At 76.0% G+C, this 20,081-nt stretch carries 2 protein-coding genes; both read right to left on the reverse strand.

Translation table 11 applies throughout. From position 1 onward, the window contains the following. The coding region (locus tag IEY86_RS37245; RefSeq protein ID WP_229699016.1) for a type I polyketide synthase at window positions 1-9,248 on the reverse strand (9,248 nt) is incomplete at its 3' end. Beyond that, on the reverse strand, window positions 9,248-20,065 hold the full coding sequence (locus tag IEY86_RS34245; protein WP_189135808.1) for a type I polyketide synthase: 10,818 nt from the start codon (window positions 20,063-20,065) through the stop codon (window positions 9,248-9,250). The genes IEY86_RS37245 and IEY86_RS34245, both read right to left, overlap by 1 nt. Window positions 20,066-20,081: the final 16 nt, after the last annotated feature.

The raw sequence follows: 20,081 nt of genomic DNA on the forward strand, positions 1-20,081 counted from the left end.
ACCCGCGCCGCACCCACCCCCAACGACCCCTGACCCGCGAACACCACCGCGACCGAGACCTCCTCCGAATCCACCGAACCGGTGAGGACATGGGGTGAGGGGCGCCCCTCGGCGAGGGCGGTGAGGCGGTCGAGCAGGTCACCGCTGTCCGCGGCGAGTACAACGGCTCGGTGGTCCAGCGCTCCCCTGGTGACGAACGAAGACCATGCCAGGTCACGCAGTTCGACGCCGTGGGAGACGAACTCACCGTATGCTCGGGCCTGTTCGGCAAGGGCCTGGGCACTCGCGGCGGACAGTGCGACGGGTACGACGGCCGGTACCGTCCCGGGCTCGTCGTCACCGTCGCCTTCGCGGTTCTCGCCGAGGGAATCCGGCTGCGTGAGGATGAGGTGGGCGTTGGTGCCGCTCATGCCGAAGGCGGAGACAGCGGCGCGGCGGGGTCCTGTCCATTGCTGATGCTCCGTCAATAACCGCACCGCTCCTGCGTCCCAGTCCACCTCGGACGTGGGCACGTCCGCGTGGAGGGTGCGCGGCAGGACACCGTGGCGCATCGCCATGACCGTCTTGATGACGCCGCCGACACCCGCCGCTGCCTGCGTGTGACCGATGTTCGACTTCAACGAGCCCAGCCACAAAGGCTGTTCACGATCCTGCCCGTACGTCGCCAGCAGCGCCTGCGCCTCGATCGGATCACCCAGCCGGGTCCCCGTACCGTGCGCCTCCACCGCGTCCACATCCGCCGCCGACAGCCCGGCACTCGCCAACGCCGCCCGGATCACCCGCTGCTGAGAGGGACCGTTCGGCGCCGTCAGACCGTTCGACGCACCATCGGAGTTCACCGCGCTCCCCGCCACGGCGGCCAGCACCCGGTGACCTGACCGCCGGGCGTCGGACAGCCGTTCCAGCAGCACCAGCCCCGCGCCCTCCGACCACCCCGTGCCGTCGGCGTCGTCGGAGAACGCCTTGCACCGGCCGTCAACGGACAGACCGCCCTGACGCGAGAACTCCACGAAAGCGGCGGGCGTCGACATGACGGTGACACCGCCGGCCAGCGCCATGTCGCACTCCCCCGACCGCAGCGCCTGCGCCGCCAGATGAATCGCCACCAGCGACGACGAGCACGCCGTATCCACCGTCAGGGCCGGGCCTTCGAGCCCGAACACATAGGCAAGCCGACCGGAAACGACGCTGCCCGCGTTGCCGGTGCCGACGTGGCCGCCGAGGTCCTCGCCCGAGCCGGCCGCGAGGCCGACGTAGTCCTGGACGCTGATGCCGACGAAGGTGCCGGTGCGGCTGCCGCGGAGGGCGGCCGGGGCGACGCCGGCGTGTTCGAAGGCACCCCACGCGATCTCCAGGAGCAGGCGCTGCTGAGGGTCCATCGCCAGCGCCTCCCGCGGCGAGATCCCGAACAGCGCCGGGTCGAACAGCGCAACGCCGTCGAGGAAACCGCCCTGGTCGGTGTAGCAGCGGCCGGGCACACCGGGTTCCGGGTCGTAGAGGGAGTCGAGGTCCCAGCCGCGGTCGGCCGGGAAGCCGGAGATCGCGTCCCGGCCCTGCGCCACCAGCCGCCACAGATCGTCCGGCGAGCCGACCCCGCCGGGGAAACGGCAGTCCATGCCGACGATGACGACGGGGTCGTCGTCCGGCGCGGCCGCGACGACGACGGTCGTACCGTCGGCGTCCGCGACGCAGGCTCGTTCGTCGGCGGTGACGTCGGCCAGGACGAAGCGGGCCAGTGCCCGCGGGGTCGGGTGGTCGAAGGCCGAAGTGGCCGGCAGCGGTGTGCCGAGCAGGTCGGAGAGCCGGTTGCGCAGTTCCACGGCGAGGATCGAGTCGACGCCGAGGTCCCGGAAGCTCTTGCCCGGCCTGACCTGTGAAGCCGACGGGAGGCCGAGCGCGGCGGCGGTCTGCGTACGGACGAGGTCGAGCGCGGCCGACTCCCGCCGGTCGGCGGCAAGGCCGAGCAGGCGGGCGCGCTCCGCGCGGGCGCCCTTCCCCCGGGCAGCGGCGGGCGCCGTTCCCACCGTCGCTGGGCGACGGGACGCGCGGCTCGGCGCCTCGCCGGTCTCGCGCAGCGTCGGCCAGTGGCGGGTGCGCCGGAACGGGTAGGTCGGCAGGTCGACCAGCCGAGCACCGGTACCGTCGAGGAGAGCCGCCCAGTCCACGGCGCCGCCGCAGACCTCGATGCGGGCGAGGGCGGACACAGCCGCGCCCACCTCCGGTCCGGCGGCGCGCTGGACGTGGACGAACACCGCGTCGGCGGCCTCGGCGCCAGCGGCGGCCATGGAGGACAGCACGCCGTCGGGGCCGAGTTCGACGAAGGTGCGGACCCCGTCCGCCATGAGGGTGCGGACGCCGTCGCCGAAGCGCACGGCCCGACGCATGTGACGGACCCAGTAGTCGACCGTCACTGGTGCGTCGAAGCCACCGGTGACGTTGGAGACGACCGGGATACGCGGCGCTTCCAGGCGTACGGCGGCGGCCTTCTCGGCGAACTCGGCGAGGACCGGATCGACCAGGGACGAGTGGAACGCGCGGTCCACCCGCAGTCGCCGGACGCGGACTCCCGCGGCGGTGGCCCGCTCGGCGACCAGGGCCACGGCCGCGGCTTCGCCGGAGACGACGGTCGCGGCCGGCCCGTTGACCGCGGCGATGTCCACCCGTCCGGTGAGCCAGGGCAGGACGGTGTCCTCGCCGGCGGCGACCGAGAGCATCGCGCCGTCGCCGTCCAGGGTCTGGAGGAGCCGCCCGCGGGCCCCGACGAGCAGGCAGGCGTCCGGCAGGGTAAGCACGCCGGCGACATGCGCGGCGGCCAGTTCGCCGACGGAGTGGCCCAGCAGCGCGTCGGGCACGACGCCCCAGCTCTCCAGCAGCCGGAACAGCGCCACTTCCAGCACGAACAGCGCGGGCTGCGTGAACTCCGTGCGGTCGAGGAGTGCCGGATCGTCTCCGAAGATCACCTCACGCAACGGCAGCCGTACGTGGCCGGCGAACCCCGCGCAGACCTCGTCGAAGGCGTCGGCGAACACCGGGAAGGCGGCGTGCAGTTCACGTCCCATGCCGAGTCGCTGGGTGCCCTGGCCGGCGAACAGGAACGCGAGTCCGCCTTCGCGGGCGGTGCCGGTGGTCACGACGGGAGACGCCTGGCCGGCGGCGAAGTCCCGCAGCGCGGCGAGCGCGCCGTCGCGGTCGGCGGCGAGCACGACCGCCCGCCGGTCGAGCCGGGCCCGCGCGGTCGCCAGCGAGAAGGCGGCGTCGAGGGGGTCCGTCCCGGCTTCGATCGCGTGCGCGAGCCGTTCGGCCTGGGCGGCCAGCGCCTGGTCGTCCGCCGCCGACAGCACCAGCGGCAGGGGGGACGGCGCACCGCGTACGGGCGACGGGCCCCGTGACGTCACCGGAGCTTGTTCGAGCACGACGTGGGCGTTCGTACCGCTCATGCCGAACGACGACACGCCGGCCCGCCGCGGCGCGCCGGTCGCGGGCCACGGGGTGGGCTCGGTGACGAGCGCGACCTTCCCCGCCGACCAGTCCACGTGCGAGGTGGGCTGCCGCGCGTGCAGGGTCGGCGGTACGACGCCCGCCCGCAGCGCCATCACGGTCTTGATGACGCCCGCCGCGCCGGCCGCGCCGAGGGTGTGCCCGATATTGGACTTCACCGAGCCGATCAGCAACCGGTGATCACGGCCTTGCCCGTAGGTCGCCAGCAGCGCCTGCGCCTCGATGGGGTCGCCGAGGGCCGTGCCGGTGCCGTGCGCCTCGACCACGTCGACGTCGGGGGTGGTCATGCCCGCGTCGGTCAGGGCGTCGAGGATGACGCGCTGCTGGGCGGGGCCGTTGGGTGCGGTGAGGCCGTTCGACGCGCCGTCGGAGTTGACCGCCGAGCCCCGGACGACGGCGAGCACGCGGTGGCCGAGCCGCTCGGCGTCGCTGAGCCGCTCCAGCAGGAGCATGCCGACGCCCTCGGCGGGCCCGAAGCCGTCGGCCTCCTCGGAGAACGCCTTGCAGCGGCCGTCGGCGGCCAGCCCGCGCTGCCGGGAGAACTCGATGAACGTGCCGGGTGTCGACATCACCGTGACGCCGCCGGCCAGGGCCAGCGTGGATTCGCCGGAGCGCAGTGAGGCGATGGCCAGATGGAGGGCGACGAGGGAGGACGAGCAGGCGGTGTCCACCGTGATCGCCGGGCCCTCCAGACCGAAGGCGTACGCCAGCCGGCCCGAGGCGACGCTGCCCGCGGTACCGGTGCCGACGTGGCCCTCGACAGTGTCCTCGGAGGCGAGCAGCAGCGGCACGTAGTCCTGTCCGGCGGTTCCGACGAAGACCCCGGTCCGGCTGCCGCGCACCGAGACCGGCGGGAGGCCGGCGCGTTCGAACAGCTCCCAGGACGTCTCCAGCAGCAGGCGGTGCTGCGGGTCCATCGCCAGCGCCTCGCGGGGGCTGATCCCGAAGAACTGCGGATCGAAGTCGGCAACCCCGGTGAGGAAGCCGCCCTCGCGGGTGTAGGACCGGCCCGGCGCGTCCGGATCGGGGTCGTGGAGCGCCGCGGTGTCCCAGCCGCGGTCCTCGGGCATGGCCGTGATGGCGTCCGTGCCGGAGAGCACGAGCTGCCACAGGTCCTCGGGCGACGCCACGCCTCCGGGGTAGCGGCAGGCCATCGCCACGATGGCGACCGGCTCCTCGGGCGCGCGCAACCGGGCCCGGACGGGACCGGCCGGCGTCTCGGGGTCGCCCGTCGCGGAAGCGACGGTCAGGGCGACGAGGTGTCCGGCGACGGCGAGCGGCGACGGGTGGTCGAAGACGAGGGTGGCCGGCAGGTCGAAGCCGGTGGCGGCCCGAAGCGCGCCGCGCAGTTCGAGCGCGGTCAGCGAGTCGAGGCCGAGTTCGCTGAAGGGCCTGTCGGTGGCGATCGCCGCGGGGTCGGGATGGCCGAGGGCGGTGGCGGTCGCGGTGCGGACCAGCCGTACCGCCGCGCGCAGTCGGTCCTGCGGCGGCACTGCGGCGAGACCCGGGCCGGACGCCGGGGCGGCGGCAGGGGCGGTGTGCCCCTCGGAGTACCCGGTGAGCGCTTCGGTCAGCCGCCGCGGGCGGCCGTCCTGGTGCGCGGCGGCGAAGCGCGGCCAGTCGGTGTCGGTGATCACGGCGTGGGTGCGGTCCTCGGCGAGCGCCCGTGCGAGTTCGCCGAGGGCGCGCTCCGGGTCCATGGGATGTACGCCATGGCGGCGCAGCCGGTCGCCGACGGCGCCCGCGGCCATGCCGTCGCCGTCCCAGGGTCCCCAGGAGATCGAGGTCGCCGGCAGGCCGAGGGCTCGCCGGCGGTGGGCGAAGGCGTCCAGGAAGGCGTTGCCGGGCGCGTAGTTGCCGTGCCCGGCGCCGCCGAGGATGCCGGACGTGGACGAGAACAGCACGAAGGCGTCGAGGTCGCCGGTGAGGTCGTGCAGGATCCGGGCCCCGCGTGCCTTCGTCCGCATGACGGCGTCGGCGCGGCCGGCGGTGAGGTCGTCGAGCAGCCCGTCGTCGAGGACGGCGGCGGTGTGGAAGACCGCGGTCACAGGCTCGTCCTGCGCGGCGAGCAGGGCCCGGACGGCCTCGGGGTCGCCCACGTCGCAGCGGACGAGCACCGCCTCGGTGCCCAGCTCCCGCAGCTCCCGCAGGAAGGCGGCGGCGCCCGGCGCGCGCTCGCCGCTGCGGCTGGTGAGCAGCAGCCGGGAGGCGCCGCGCGCGGACAGCCAGCGGGCCACCCGTGAGCCGAGCGCGCCCGTCGCGCCTGTGACCAGGACGGTGCCGCGCGGTGTCCACTCCCCCGGCGTCCGCCGCGGGTCCTCTCGCGGGGCGCGGACCAGTCGGCGCGCGTACACGGCGGCGCCTCGGACAGCCAGTTGGTCCTCCCCCCGGCCGGCCCCGCCGAGGGCGCGGGCGAGGGCTGCCGGGTCGAAGTCGTCGGCGATGTCCACCAGTCCGCCCCAGTTGTCGGGGCGTTCGATGCCGACGACCTGGCCGAGCCCCCAGACCGGGCTCTGCTCGAAGCCGGCGACCCGGTCGGAGTCGGCCACGGCCACGGCGTCGCGGGTGAGGCACCACAGCGGGGCGGCGGAGGTCTGCGCCAGCGCGAGCGTGTCGGCGTAGCCGCGGGGTACGGCGAGGTGGTCGGGGTGCGGGCTCTCGTCCAGGGCCAGCAGGGAGACCACGGCGGTCACGCCGTCGGGAGTGGGAGCGCCGGCGCCGGTGACGACGGGTTCCGCGCCCGCCGCGGTGAGCGCGGCGGCCACCCGCGCCGTCAGCGGGGCGGCGGGGTCGGGTGCCACCACGAGCCAGCGGCCGGACAGCGCGGCGGCGCCGGTGTCGACCGGCTCCCAGCTGATCAGGTGCCGCGGGTCCGGCGCCTGCCGCGGCGCGGGGGACGGCCAGAAGCGCTCCTTCTGGAACGGGTAGGTGGGCAGCTCCACCCGCGGGCCGGTCACTCCGGCGTGCACGGCGGCCCACTCGACGGGCGCGCCTTCGACATGCAGCCTGCCGAGCGCGGTGAGGACGGACCGCCGCTCCCCGGTGTTCTCGCGCAGCGCGGGCACGGCCACCGCCTCCGGCAGGCGCCGGCTCGCGAGCGCGGACAGGGTTGCGCCGGGGCCGACTTCGGCGGACACGGTGACCCCGCGCTCGCCCAGCCGGGCGAGCGCGTCGGCGAACCGGACCGTGCCGACGGCCTGGCGGACCCAGTATTCGGGGTCGGTGAGATCGCCGCCGGGGCCCGACGGCACGATCGCCAGACGCGGTGTGCCGAAGGTCAGTGCGCGCACGACCTCGCGGAGCCGGTCGGCGACGGGAAGCATCCGCGGGGAGTGGAAGGCGTGGGAGACCGCGAGCCGCCGCGTCCGCCGTCCCCGGGCGGCGAAGTCCGCCGCGACGGCGAGCACGGCGTCCTCGTCACCGGACAGGACGACGGTGTCGGGGCCGTTGACCGCGGCGAGGCCGACGGCGTCGGTCAGCAGGGGCGCGACCTCGTCCTCCGTCGCCTGGACCGCGGCCATCGCGCCGCCGGCGGGAAGCTCCTGCATCAAGGCCCCGCGGACCACCGCGAGCGTGGTGGCGTCGCGCAGGTCCAGTACGCCGGCCGCGTGGGCGGCCGCCAGTTCGCCGATGGAGTGGCCGAGCAGAAAGTCGGGCAGCACGCCCCAGCTCTCCAGCAGCCGGAACAGCGCGGTCTCCACGGCGAACAGCACGGGCTGCGTGAACTCGGTACGGGCCAGCAGCGCCGCGTCCCCCTGGAACGCGGTCTCCTGGAGCGACCGGCCGAGAAGCGGGTCCGCGTGTGCGCACACCGCGTCGAACGCCTCGGCGAACACCGGGAACGCCGCGTGGAGTTCCCGTCCCGCGCCGGGCCGCTGCGACCCCTGCCCGGAGAAGAGCAGCGCGGTACGCCCGCGGGCGGCGAGCGTCGTGCGCAGCAGGGAGGGATGGGGCTGATCCGTCCGCAGGGCGTCGAGCGCGGTCAGCAGCTCGCGCCGGTCGGCGGCGACGACCACGGCGCGTTCCCGCAGGTGAGCGCGAGTGAGGGCAAGGTCACGGGCCATCGGGGCAACAGGCGCGTCCAGTGCGGCGAGCGCCGCTGCCTGGGCGCGCAGGGCCGTCGGACCGGCGGCGGAGAGGGGCAGCAGGACGGGGGCGGGGGTGTCGGGGGTGTTGAGGTTGCGGGGGGTGAGGCCCTCCGGGGCGGCCGGTTCCGTCCCGGCGGGCGGACGCGGGCCGTGGCTGTCCCGGTCGGTCGCGGTGGTGTCCGCGGCAGTGTCGATGGTGCTCGGTCCGGTCCCGCCGGGCTCGGACGCGGACGGCCCGGTCGGCGCCTGTTCCAGGATGACGTGCGCGTTGGTCCCGCTGACGCCGAAAGCCGAGACGCCGGCCCTGCGCGGCCGTCCGGTCGTGGGCCAGTCGGTCGGCCGGTTGAGCAGCCGGACGCCGGACCAGGCGACCCTCGGGGTGGGCTCGTCGGCGTGGAGGGTCCGGGGCAGGTGGGCGTGGCGCAGCGCGAGCACGGTTTTGACGATGCCCGCGACACCCGCGGCGGCCTGGGTGTGGCCGATGTTGGACTTCACCGAGCCCAGCCACAGCGGTGGGTCGCGGTCCTGCCCGTAGACCGCTTCCAGCGCCTCGGCCTCGATGGGGTCGCCGAGGGCGGTGCCGGTGCCGTGCGCCTCGACGGCGTCGACCTCGTGCGGGGCCAGTCCGGCGGCGGCGAGCGCGTCACGGATGACGCGTTCCTGGGCGGGGCCGTTGGGAGCGGTCAGACCGTTGGACGCGCCGTCGGAGTTGACGGCGGTGCCGCGGACCACCGCCAGCACCGGATGGCCGTTGCGCTCCGCGTCGCGGAGCCGCTCCACCAGCAGCACCGCGGCGCCCTCTCCCCAGCCCGTGCCGTCGGCGTCGGCGGAGAACGCCTTGCAGCGGCCGTCGGGGGCGAGGCCCCGCTGCCGGGAGAACTCCAGGAATGCCCCCGGGGTCGCCATCACGGTCGCGCCCCCGGCCAGCGCGAGCGAGCACTCACCGGACCGCAGGGACCGGACGGCCAGGTGGAGTGCGACCAGGGAGGCCGAACAGGCGGTGTCCACGGTCAGCGAGGGACCCTCCAGTGCGAGGAGGTAGGCGATGCGGCCCGAAGCGATGCTCGCTGCGTTGCCGGTCCCCAGGTGGCCTTCGAACTGCTCGTCCGAGCGCATGAGGGCGGCAGGGTAGTCCTGGCCGTTGGTGCCGATGAACACCCCCGTTCGGCTGCCGCGCACCGAGGTGGGTGCGATACCCGCGCGTTCCAGCGCCTCCCAGGAGGTCTCCAGCAGCAGCCGCTGCTGGGGGTCCATCGCCAGCGCCTCGCGGGGGCTGATCCCGAAGAAGTCGGCGTCGAACTCGGCGGCGCCGGTGAGGAATCCGCCCCGGCGCGCGTAGACGTGGCCGGTGCGTTCGGGGTCGGCGTCGTACAGATCGGGGTCCCAGCCGCGGTCGGCCGGGAAAGGCGTCAGGGCGTCGGTGCCCGCGGCTGTGAGGTCCCACAGGTCCTCGGGGGAACGGACGCCGCCGGGGAACCGGCAGCCCATGCCGACGATGGCGATGGGCTCGGTCGCACGCGCCTCGGTCTCGGCCAGTCGCCGCTTGGTGCGCCGCAGGTCCGCGGTGGCTCGCTTGAGGTAGTCCCTGAGTTTGTCGTCCGAGCCGTGGTCGCGGCCCGCGTCGTGGCCGCCGTTCGCGCCGGGATCGGTGCTGGCAGTCATCAGTTGCCGAACTCCTCGTCCAGGAGCTCGAAGAGCTCGTCGTCGCTTGCCTCGGACAGGTCGGTCTCGTCGTCCCGGCGGCTGTCCGGGGCGCCCGGTTCGGGCGCGGCGGTCGCCGGCGGACCGTCGGGGAAGAGCCGGGCGGCCAGGTGTCGGGCCAGGGCCTCGGGCGTCGGATGGTTGAACACCAGCGCGGCGGAGAGTGCCAGGCCGGTGTCAGCGGCCAGTCGGTTGCGCAGTTCGACCGCCCCCAGTGAGTCGAAGCCCAGGTCCCGGAAGGGACGGTCGGGGTCGACCGCCGTCGGCCCCGGATGCCCCAGGACGGCGGCGGTGTGCGTGCGTACGGCGTCGAGCAGCACCCGCGCACGGTCGGCCGCCGGCAGCCCGGCGTAGTCGGTGGGGGCGCCGACGGCGGCCGGGGCCGCGAGTTCGGCGAGCAGGCCGATCCGCCGGTCGCCGGTATAGAGCTTCCAGTCCACGTCGGCGGCGATCACGGCGGCCTCCGTACCGGAGAGCGCGCGATGCAGCAGGCCGAGGGCGGGGGCGGCGGCCAGGGGGTGGACTCCGCCGCGGCGCATGCGGTCCAGTCCGGCGGGGTCGGCCGCCATGCCGTCCCCGGCCCACGGTCCCCAGGCGACGCTGGTGGCCGGCCGGCCGGCTGCCCGGCGGGCGCGGGCCAGGGCGTCGAGGGCGGCGTTGGCGGCGGCGTAGTTGCCCTGCCCCGCGCTGCCGAGGGTGCCGGCCAGGGAGGAGAACAGCACGAAGGCGTCGAGGTCTTCGGTCAGCTCGTGCAGGTACTGGGCCGCCTGTACCTTGGGGCGCCACACCTCGGCGAACCGTTCGGCGGTCAGCGCGCCGAGCGTGCCGTCGTCCAGGATTCCCGCGGCGTGGAAGACCGACGACGGCGGGAACAGGGCGATCAGCTCGGCCAGCGCGGCGCGGTCGGAGACGTCGCAGGCGACCACGTCCACCGCGGCACCGAGCCCGGTCAGCTCGGCGACGAGTTCCCCGGCGCCGGGCGCCGCCGGGCCACGGCGCCCGGCCAGGACGATGTGCCTGGCCCCGGACCGGGCCAGCCATCTCGCCGCCTCGGCGCCGAGCGCGCCGGTCCCGCCGGTGACCAGCGCGGTGCCGGACGGCCGCCAGCCGGCCCCTACCGGCAGCGTCACCGGCCGCAGGCGCGCGGTGAACACCTGTCCGGCACGCACCGCCCACTGGTCCTGGCCACCGGCGGCCACGACCGCGGCCAGCAGGTCGAAGTCGCGCTCCGAGGCGGTGCGGTCCAGGTCGACCGAGCCGCCCCAACGGTGGGGCTGTTCCGCGGCGATGGTCCGTCCCAGACCTGCGAGCGCGGCTTGGCCGGGGTCGTCGTCGGCGCCGAAGGTGGCGAGCCAGAGCGGTGCGGCGACGCCCTGCTCGTCGAGGTCGCGGACCAGGTCCGCGGTCCGGCCGAGCATCTCGGGGCCGTCGAGGGTGAGGGCGAGCAGCGACAGGACGCCGCGGGTGGCGCCCGTCGGGGTTCGCCGCACACACGCTCCGGCCCGGGTCAAAGCGGCCGCGCAGGCCGAGATCGCCGGGTGGTCATGGTCGCCGACGAGCAGCCAGTCGCCGGTCAGCGGCCCCTGCCCGTCGCCCAGGGCGTCACGCGAAACCGGGACCGGCGCCGAGGCCGAGGCTGGAACCGGCGCCGGTATCCATTCCACTCGGTACGTCCATCCGTCGGGGTCCGTCTCGGCGGCCGGTGCGCCGAGCCAGAAGGTGCGGTGCTGGAACGCCGTCGTCGGTACCGGGACCGGCCGGCCGCCGAGTGCCGCGTACACCTGCGGCCAGTCGACCGTGCCGCCCGCGGCGTGGACCGCCGCGACGGCCTCCACCAGGGTGTCCGTCTCCGGCCGTCCGGCACGCTGGGCGGGGACGGCGGCCAGGTCCCCCTGCTCACGGACCGCGGCCGTGAGCGCGGCGTCCGGCCCCACCTCGAGGACGGTGCCGGTGCCCGCGTCGCGGAGGCTGGTGACCACGTCGGCGAAGCGGACGGTGGAGCGCAGATGCCGTACCCAGTACTGCGGCGAGCACAGTTCGGCGGCGGTGGCGGGGCGGCCGGTCAGGTCGGAGACGACCGGCAGGGACGGCTCCGTGAAGGACAGACCGTCGAGCACGCCGGCGAAGTCGTCCAGCATGCCGTCCATCAACGCCGAGTGGAAGGCGTGGCTCACCCGCAGCCGGGTGGTCCTGCGCCCCCGGCCGCTCCAGTGCCGGACGGCCGCGTCGACCTCGGCCGGTGTCCCGGAGACCACGACGGACCCGGGGGCGTTGACCGCGGCGACCGCGATGCCGGTCACCTCGTCCTCGTCCGCCTCGATCGCGGCCATCGCCCCGGGCGGCATGGCCTGCATCAGCCGGCCCCGGGCCGCGACGAGCCGGCAGGCGTCGGCCAGGGACCACACGCCGGCGACATGGGCGGCGGTGACGGCGCCGATCGAGTGGCCGGCGACGTGCCGGGGCCGCAGGCCCCACGCTCGCGTCAGCCGGAACAGCGCCACCTCGAAGGCGAACAGCGCGCACTGGGCGAACTCCGTCCGCTCCAGCAGGCCGGCGTCCGTACCGAAGACCACGTCGCGCAGCGGCAGCCTCAGCTCCATGTCGAAGTGCGCGCACACTTCGTCGAAGGCGTCGGCGAACGCCGGGAAGGCGGCGTGGAGTTCACGGCCCATGCCGAGGTGCTGCGCGCCCTGGCCGCTGAACACCAGGGCGACGGCGGCCGATCCGGGCGGTTCCGCCACGGGAGCGTCGTCGGCGAGGGCGGCCAGCCGCATGAGCGCCTGGTCTCGGTCGCGGGTGACGACGACCGCGCGCCGGTCCAGCCGCGGCCTGCCGACGGCCAGCGAGCGGCCGATGTCGTGCAGGGTGTCGTCGCCGTGCGCCCGCAGGTGGTCGAGCAGCCGGGCGGCCTGGGCGCGCAGCGCGGGCACGGTCCGGCCGGAGACGAGAAGGGGCGCGGGGCCGGTGGTGGCGGAGGCGGGCGGGCGCGGGGCGGCCGACGCCTGTTCCAGCACGACGTGGGCGTTGGTGCCGCTGATCCCGAAGGCGGAGACGGCCGCGCGCCGCGGGCGGCCGGTGCGCGGCCACGCGGTCGGATCGGTGAGCAGCCGGACCGCGCCGCCGGACCAGTCCACGTGCGAGGACGGTGTGCCGACGTGCAGGGTCCGGGGCAGTGTGCCCTCGCGCAGCGCCAGCACGGTCTTGATGAGTCCGGCGGCGCCCGCGGCGGCCTGGGCGTGGCCGATGTTGGACTTCACCGAGCCCAGCCACAGCGGCTGGTCGCGGTCCTGCCCGTAGGTCGCCAGCAGGGCCTGGGCCTCGATGGGGTCGCCGAGGGCGGTGCCGGTGCCGTGCGCCTCGACGGCGTCGACCTCGTGCGGCGCGAGTCCGGCGGCGGCCAGCGCCGCGCGGATCACCCGCTGCTGGGCGGGGCCGTTGGGAGCGGTCAGACCGTTGGACGCGCCGTCGGAGTTGACGGCGGTGCCGCGGACCACCGCCAGCACCGGATGGCCGTTGCGCTCCGCGTCGCGGAGCCGCTCCACCAGCAGCACCGCGGCGCCCTCTCCCCAGCCCGTGCCGTCGGCGTGGTCCGAGAACGCCTTGCAGCGGCCGTCGGGAGCGAGACCGCGCTGCCGGGAGAACTCCACGAAGGTCCCCGCGGTCGCCATCACCGTCGCGCCGCCGGCCAGCGCGAGCGAGCACTCTCCCGAGCGAAGCGACTGGACCGCCAGGTGCAGGGCCACCAGGGAGGACGAACAGGCGGTGTCCACGGTGATCGCCGGGCCCTCCAGGCCGAGCAGGTAGGCCAGGCGGCCCGACGCGACGCTGGTGGTGGTGCCGGTCAGCAGGTATCCCTCGGCGCCGTCGGCCGGCGCGTCCAGCCCGTAGCCCTGGTACGACATGCCGACGAACACGCCGGTGGCGCTGCCGCGCACGGACCGCGGGTCGATCCCGGCGTTCTCGAGGCCCTCCCAGGCGGTCTCCAGCAGCAGCCGCTGCTGCGGGTCCATCGCCAGCGCCTCGCGGGGGCCGATGCCGAAGAAGTCGGCGTCGAAGGCGCCGGCCGCGTCGAGGAAGCCGCCCTCGCGTGCGTAGGTGGTGCCCTGATGGTCCGGGTCGGGGTGGTAGAGGTGCTCCACGTCCCAGCCGCGGTCGGTGGGGAAGTCGGTGATCGCGTCACGGCCGTCGAGAAGCAGTTGCCACAGGTCCTCGGGGCTCCGTACGCCGCCGGGGAAGCGGCAGCCCATGCCGACAATGGCGATCGGCTCGTCGGTGCGGGCCGCGGCGGCGGGCGGCTGCGCGGCCGGCGCGGCGCTCCCGGTCAGGCGGGTGTGGAGGTGGTCGGCCAGCGCCGAGGGGGTGGGGTGGTCGAAGACGAGCGTCGCGGACAGCCGCAGGGAGGTCGCCTCGGTCAGCCGGTCGCGCAGGCCGAGCGCGGTGAGGGAGTCGAACCCCAGCTCGGTGAAGGTCCGCTCGGGGTCGATCCGGCCGACGTCGGTGTGGCCCAGGACCGCGGCGGTGGCGGCGAGCACCCGGTCGGTCAGCGCCGGGAGCAGTGCGGCGGGCGGCAGGGCGCCCAGGTCGGGGGCGCCGGACGGTCCGGCGTCCGCCGCGGCGCGGGCGGGGACACGCTCCTGCGCGGCCGCCGCCTCCGGGATCGCGGCGAGCAGCGGACGCGGCCGGGCAGCGGTGAAGGCGGGGGCGAACCGCGCCCAGTCGACGTCGGCGAGCACGAGTCCGCAATCGCCGTCGTCCAGGGCCCGGATCAAGCCGTCCAGCGCGGCAGCGGGCTCCAGTTCGGTCAGCCCGCGGCGGCGCAGATGCTCACCGACCGCTCCGGCGGCCATGCCGCCGCCCGCCCACGGTCCCCAAGCGACCGCCGTCGCCGGCAGTCCTCGCGCGCGGCGGTGCTCGGCCAGCGCCAGCAGGTAGGCGTTGGCGGCGGCGTACGCGCCCTGATCGCCGGCGCCCCACACACCGGACACCGACGAGTAGAGGACGAACGCCTCGGCCCGCTCGCCGAGCAGCGCGTCGAGGTGGGCGGCGCCGGTCACCTTCGCGGCGGTCACCTCGGCGAACTCGGCCAGGCTCGTGCGGGCCAGCGGCATCGCCTGCCCGACCCCGGCCGCGTGGACGACCGCCGTGACGCCGTGGGTCTCCACCAGGTCGGCCAGTGCCTCGCGGTCGGTGACGTCGCAGGCTGCGACGGTCACCCGGGAGCCGAGTTCCGCGCGCAGCGCGTCCGCGCCCCGCGCCCGCGGTCCGCGGCGGCCGGCAAGGACCACGTGCGCGGCGCCGGCCGCGAGCAGCCTGCGCGCGGTGTGGGCGCCCAGCGCGCCGGTGCCGCCGGTGACGAGCACGCTGCCGGTGCCCGGGGTCCAGCGGGGCCGGTTCGGCGTGCGGTCCAGCGGCGCGCGGACCAGGCGCGGCACGAACGCGCCCGAGGCTCGCAGTGCCACCTGGTCCTCGGCGCCGGTTGCCCGCAGGATCCGCAGCAGCCGGGCGGCGGTGCGGGGGTCGGCGGCCGGCGGCAGATCGACCAGACCGCCCCAGGCGTCGGGCTGTTCCAGGGCGAGGACCCGGCCGAGCCCCCAGACCATGGCGCCGCCCGGGTCGGGCGCGGCGTCGGAGCGGCCGACCGAGACGGCCCCCGAGGTCGCCAGCCACAGCGGGACGCCGAGGCCGGCCCGTGCCAGCGAGAGCGTGGCGGCGGTGCCGCGGGGAACACCCGGGTGTCGCGGGTGCGGGGCGGTGTCGAGGCCGAACAGTGACAGCACACCCGCCACGTCACGGCCGGGCAGCGCCTCGGCGACGCGGGCACCGGGGTCGGGCTGGTCGAGGTCGATCTCCAGCGTGTCGTACCCGGCCGCCCAGTCGGCGCCGATTCCGGGCGGCCGCACCACGAGCCACTCCTCCTCGGTGGTGGCCGCCGGGTCGCCGGCCGGCTGCCAGCGGACTCGGTAGCGGTGGCCGTCGGCGGCCGACCGGGCCTGTTCCGCGCCGCGCCAGCGGATGAGGGCCGGTAGCGCCGCCTCGAGCGCGGCGCGATCGGCGGGCCCCGAACCCTCGGCGGTCAGCTCGTCGAGGTCGGCACGCTCGACACAGGCCCAGAACGCCGTCTCCGAACCGCGCGGCGCGCGGGCCTCCGCCGGGTCGGGGCGCAGCCAGAAGTGCTCGTGCTCGAACGCATAGGTGGGCAGGTCCACCCTCCGGCCCCCGCCGACCAGCGCGGCGGTGTCCACGGCCGCGCCCTGCGTGTGCAGTTCGGTCACGGCCTCCAGGACGGACCGCCGCTCGGGACGGTCGCCGCGCAGCAGGGCGACCGCCCCGTCGGCGACCATGGCGGTCAGCGCGGCGTCCGGGCCCAGTTCCAGCCATTGCCTGACGCCGGAGGCGGCCGCGTGGCGGACCGCGTCGGCGAACCGGACCGCGGAGCGGGCGTGGGACGCCCAGTGGTCGGCGGAGGCGAGCGCGGCGGCCTCGACGGGCAGCCCGGTCACGGTGGACACCACCGGGAACTCCATCGGCCCGGCGACGAGGCCGCCGGCAGCGGCCCCCAGGTCGGCGAGGACCGGATCGACCAGGGCGGAGTGGAAGGCGTGGCCCACGTCGAGCCGCTTGGTGCGGTGGCCGTCGGCCGCGAGCCGGCCGGCCACGGCGAGCACCTCGTCGTGGCGGCCGGACAGGACCAGCGCGCGGGGGCCGTTCACCGCGCCGATGCCGACGCCGTCCGACAGCAGGGGCCGGACCTCCTCCTCGTCCGCGTCCACCGCGACCATCACGCCACCGGCGGGGAGCCCCTGCATCAGACGGCCGCGGGCCGCGACCAGCGCTACCGCGTCGTCCAGCGACAAGGCGCCGGCCGCGTGGGCGGCGGCCAGTTCGCCGACGGAGTGCCCGATCAGCACGCCGGGCCGTACGCCCCAGGACCGCATCAGCCGGAACAGCGCCGTCTGCAGGGCGAACAGCGCGGGCTGGGCGAATTCGGTACGCCGCAGCAGGTCCGCGTCCTCGCCGTGGACGACCTCGATCAGCGGCAGGGGCAGCAAGGCGTCGAAGCGGGCGCACACCTCGTCGAAGGCGTCGGCGAACACCGGGTGGTGCTCGCGTAGTTCCCGTCCGGCGCCGAGCCGCTGCGACCCCTGGCCCGAGAAGAGGAAGGCGGGACCCGTCCCGGAGACCGCGACGGCGGGCACGTCGGGGCCGGCCGCGACGGCGTCCAGCGCGGCCGACAGCTCGTCCCGCCCGGAGACGACCAGGGCCTTGCGGTGCCGCAGCGCGGCGCGGGCCGAGGCCAGGGTGAACGCCACGTCGCGCAGCGGCTGCCGGTTCGCGGCCAGGTGGTCGCGCAGCCGGGCCGCCTGCCGGCGCAGCGCGGACGGGGACGCGGCGGAGAGCACGACCGGCAGCGGGCCCTCGCCGTCGGGCCCGGCGCTCTGCGGCGGCGGCGCGTCCTGCGGCGGCGCCTGCTCCAGGATGAGGTGGGCGTTGGTGCCGCTGACGCCGAACGCGGAGATCGCGGCGCGGCGCGGCCGGCCGGTCCGCGGCCAGTCGGCCTGCTCGGTCAGCAGCTCCACCGCGCCGGACTGCCAGGTCACATGGGTGCTGGGAGCGTCGACATGCAGGGTCTTGGGGAGCACTGCGTGATCGATGGCCATCAGCATCTTGATCACGCCGGCCACGCCGGAGGCGGCCTGCGCATGGCCGATGTTGGACTTCAGCGACCCCAGCCGCAGTGGGTGCTCCCGGTCCTGGCCGTACGTTGCGAGCAGGGCGTGCGCCTCGATGGGGTCGCCCAGTCGGGTGCCCGTGCCGTGGCCTTCGACGGCGTCGACGTCGGCGGGCGCGAGACCGGCGTCGGCCAGCGCCTGGCGGATGACCCGTTCCTGGGAGGGGCCGTTGGGCGCGGCGAGTCCGTTGCTCGCGCCGTCGGAGTTGACGGCGCTGCCGCGCAGCACACCCAGCACGCGGTGCCCGCCCCGCCGGGCGTCGGACAGCCGCTCCAGGAGGACGACGCCGGCGCCCTCGGCCCAGCCCGTGCCATCGGCGGCGTCCGCGAAGGACTTGCAGCGGCCGTCGGCGGCCAGGCCGCGCTGCCGGGAGAACTCCACGAAGGTGCCGGGGCCGGCCATCACGGTGACCCCACCGGCGAGCGCGAGCGAGCACTCCCCCGACCGCAACGCCTGGGCGGCCCAGTGGATGGCGACCAGCGACGAGGAGCAGGCGGTGTCGACGGTCACCGCGGGCCCTTCGAGCCCGAGGGTGTACGCGATCCGGCCGGAGACGACGCTGGACGCGTTGCCGGTCAGGACATAGCCCCCCAACTCCGGCGGCACGGGCCCCGACTGCGCGCCGTAGCCCTGGTGGATCGCGCCGACGAACACACCGGTGTCGCTGCCCCGCAGCGCCAGCGGGTCGATGCCGGCCCGTTCGACAGCCTCCCACGCGGTCTCCAGCAGCACACGCTGCTGCGGGTCCATCGCCAGCGCCTCGCGCGGGCTGACCCGGAAGAAGTCGGCGTCGAAATCGCCCGCGCCGTCCAGGAAGCCGCCTTCGAAGGCGTACGTCGTGCCGGGCCGCCCGGGGTCGGGGTCGTAGAGGGAGTCGAGGTCCCAGCCGCGGTCGGCGGGGAAGGCGGTGATCGCGTCGCGGCCGTCCAGGAGGAGCTGCCACAGGTCCTCGGGGCTGCGTACGCCGCCGGGCAGCCGGCAGGCCGCGGCGACGATCACGATCGGGTCGTCGTCGACGGCGGGCCCCCGTGGCGCTGTCGTCCCCGCGGCGGTCCGCCGACCGGCGCCGGCGAGGTGGTCGGCGAGGCGGGCGGGGGTGGGGTGGTCGAAAACGAGGGTCGGCGGCAGCGCGCGGCCGGACGCGGCGGCCAGCCGGTTGCGCAGGTCGACGGCGGTCAGGGAATTGATCCCGAGTTCGGCGAAGCTGCGGTCCGGGTCGATGGTGTCGGCGCAGTCGTGCCCGAGGACGGCGGCCGCGGTGGTGAGGACCAGTCGGCGGATGCGCCGTTCGCGTTCGGCCGGCGGCAGGGCGTCCAGGCCGGCCGGGTCGGCGGCGCCGGGCTGCCCGGCGTCCGCCTCGGGCGCGGCGAACTCCTCGGTCAGCGGGCGCGTCCGGGCACTGGTGAACAGCGGCAGGAACCGGTTCCAGTCGATGTCGGCGACCACCAGCGCGGTCTCGCCCGCGGTGACGGCCTCCTCCAGCGCGGTGACGGCGAGTTCGGGATCCATCGGGTTCAGGCCGTGCCGGGTCAGGTGGTCGCGCACCTCGTCGTCCACCATGCCGCCGCCGTCCCAGGCACCCCAGGCGACGGAGAGCGCGGGCAGCCCGCGGCCCCGGCGGTGCTCGGCGAGAGCGTCCACGTAGGCGTTGGCCGCGCCGTACGCGGCCTGTCCGGCACTTCCCCACGCGGAGGCGCCCGAGGAGAAGAACACCACGGGGCCCCGCAGCAGCGCGTCCAGGTGGGCCGCTCCGACCGCCTTGGCGGCAAGTGCCTCGCGCAGGTCGTCGGGACCGGTGTCGGCGAGCGGGATGCCCCGGCCGGTGCCCGCGGCGTGGACCGCGGTGGTGACCGGCCGGTCGGCGGGGACCGCGTCGATCAGCGCGGCCAGCGCCGCGCGGTCGGACACGTCGCAGGCGGCGACGGTGGCGGTGCAGCCGAGCGTGGCCAGGTCCGCGACGAGGCCGGCGGCAGCGGGGGCGTCCGGTCCGCGACGGCTGGTCAGCAGCAGGTGGCGGACACCCCGAGCGGCCAGGCGACGGGCCACCCGGGCGCCGAGCGCGCCGGTGCCGCCGGTGATGAGGACGGTGCCGTCGGGCCGCCAGGAGGCGGCCGCCGCCCGCCGGGTGGGCGCCGCCGTCATCCGGCGTCCGTAGACGCCCGACGCGCGCAGAGCCACCTGGTCCTCGTCGCCGTACGCACCGGCGAGGACTCCGGCGAGCCGGTCGAGTGCCCGCGCGTCGAGCCGGGCGGGCAGGTCGAGCAGGCCGCCCCACGCGCCCGGGTCCTCCAGCGCGAAGACCCGGCCCAGCCCCCAGACGGCCGCCTGGCCGGGAGCGGCGAGCCGGTCGGAGGCGCCGGTGGAGACCGCGCCGCGGGTGGCCGTCCACAGCGGGATCCCGGCGGCGGCGACGGCCCGGAAGACCTCGAGCGACGGGTACGGGTCGAGGTGTCCGGGGACGTCGGCGGTGCCCGTGACGTCGTCCAGCGGCACCAAGGAGAGGACACCCGTCGCCGTGGGCAGGTGGTCGGCGATACCGGACGGGTCGGTCACGGTCACGGTAGCGGCGCCGTGGTGGCGCAGCGCGGCGGCGATGGCGTCGTGCCCGGCATCCGGCCCGCCGGCCGTGACGACGAGCCAGGTGCCGGTGAGAGCGGGCGCGTCGCGCTTGGCGACGGGCTTCCACACGATCCGGTAGCGCCAGCCGTCCACCACGGACCGTGCGGAGCGTCCGCGCCACCACGCGGCCAGGGCAGGCAGCGCGTCGGCGGCCCCCTCGCCGAGCATCGCGGTGAGGCCGGGCGCGTCACCGCGTTCGACGACGTCCCAGAACTCGTCGTCGGGGCGTTCGACGGCGGGGCGGACGTGGTCGGCCAGCCAGTAGCGCTTGCGCTGGAAGGGGTAGGTCGGCAGGTCCGTGGTGGGCCCCGTGCCGTGCAGAGCCTCCCAGGCGACGGGTGCGCCCGCGATGTGGGCTTCGGCGGCGGAGTGGAGGAAGCGGGTCCAGCCGCCGTCGTCACGACGCAGCGTGCCCACCGCGTCGGGCAACGCATTCACCAGAACC

The sequence above is a fragment of the Wenjunlia tyrosinilytica genome (genome assembly GCF_014646055.1).
Lineage (GTDB): Bacteria > Actinomycetota > Actinomycetes > Streptomycetales > Streptomycetaceae > Wenjunlia > Wenjunlia tyrosinilytica.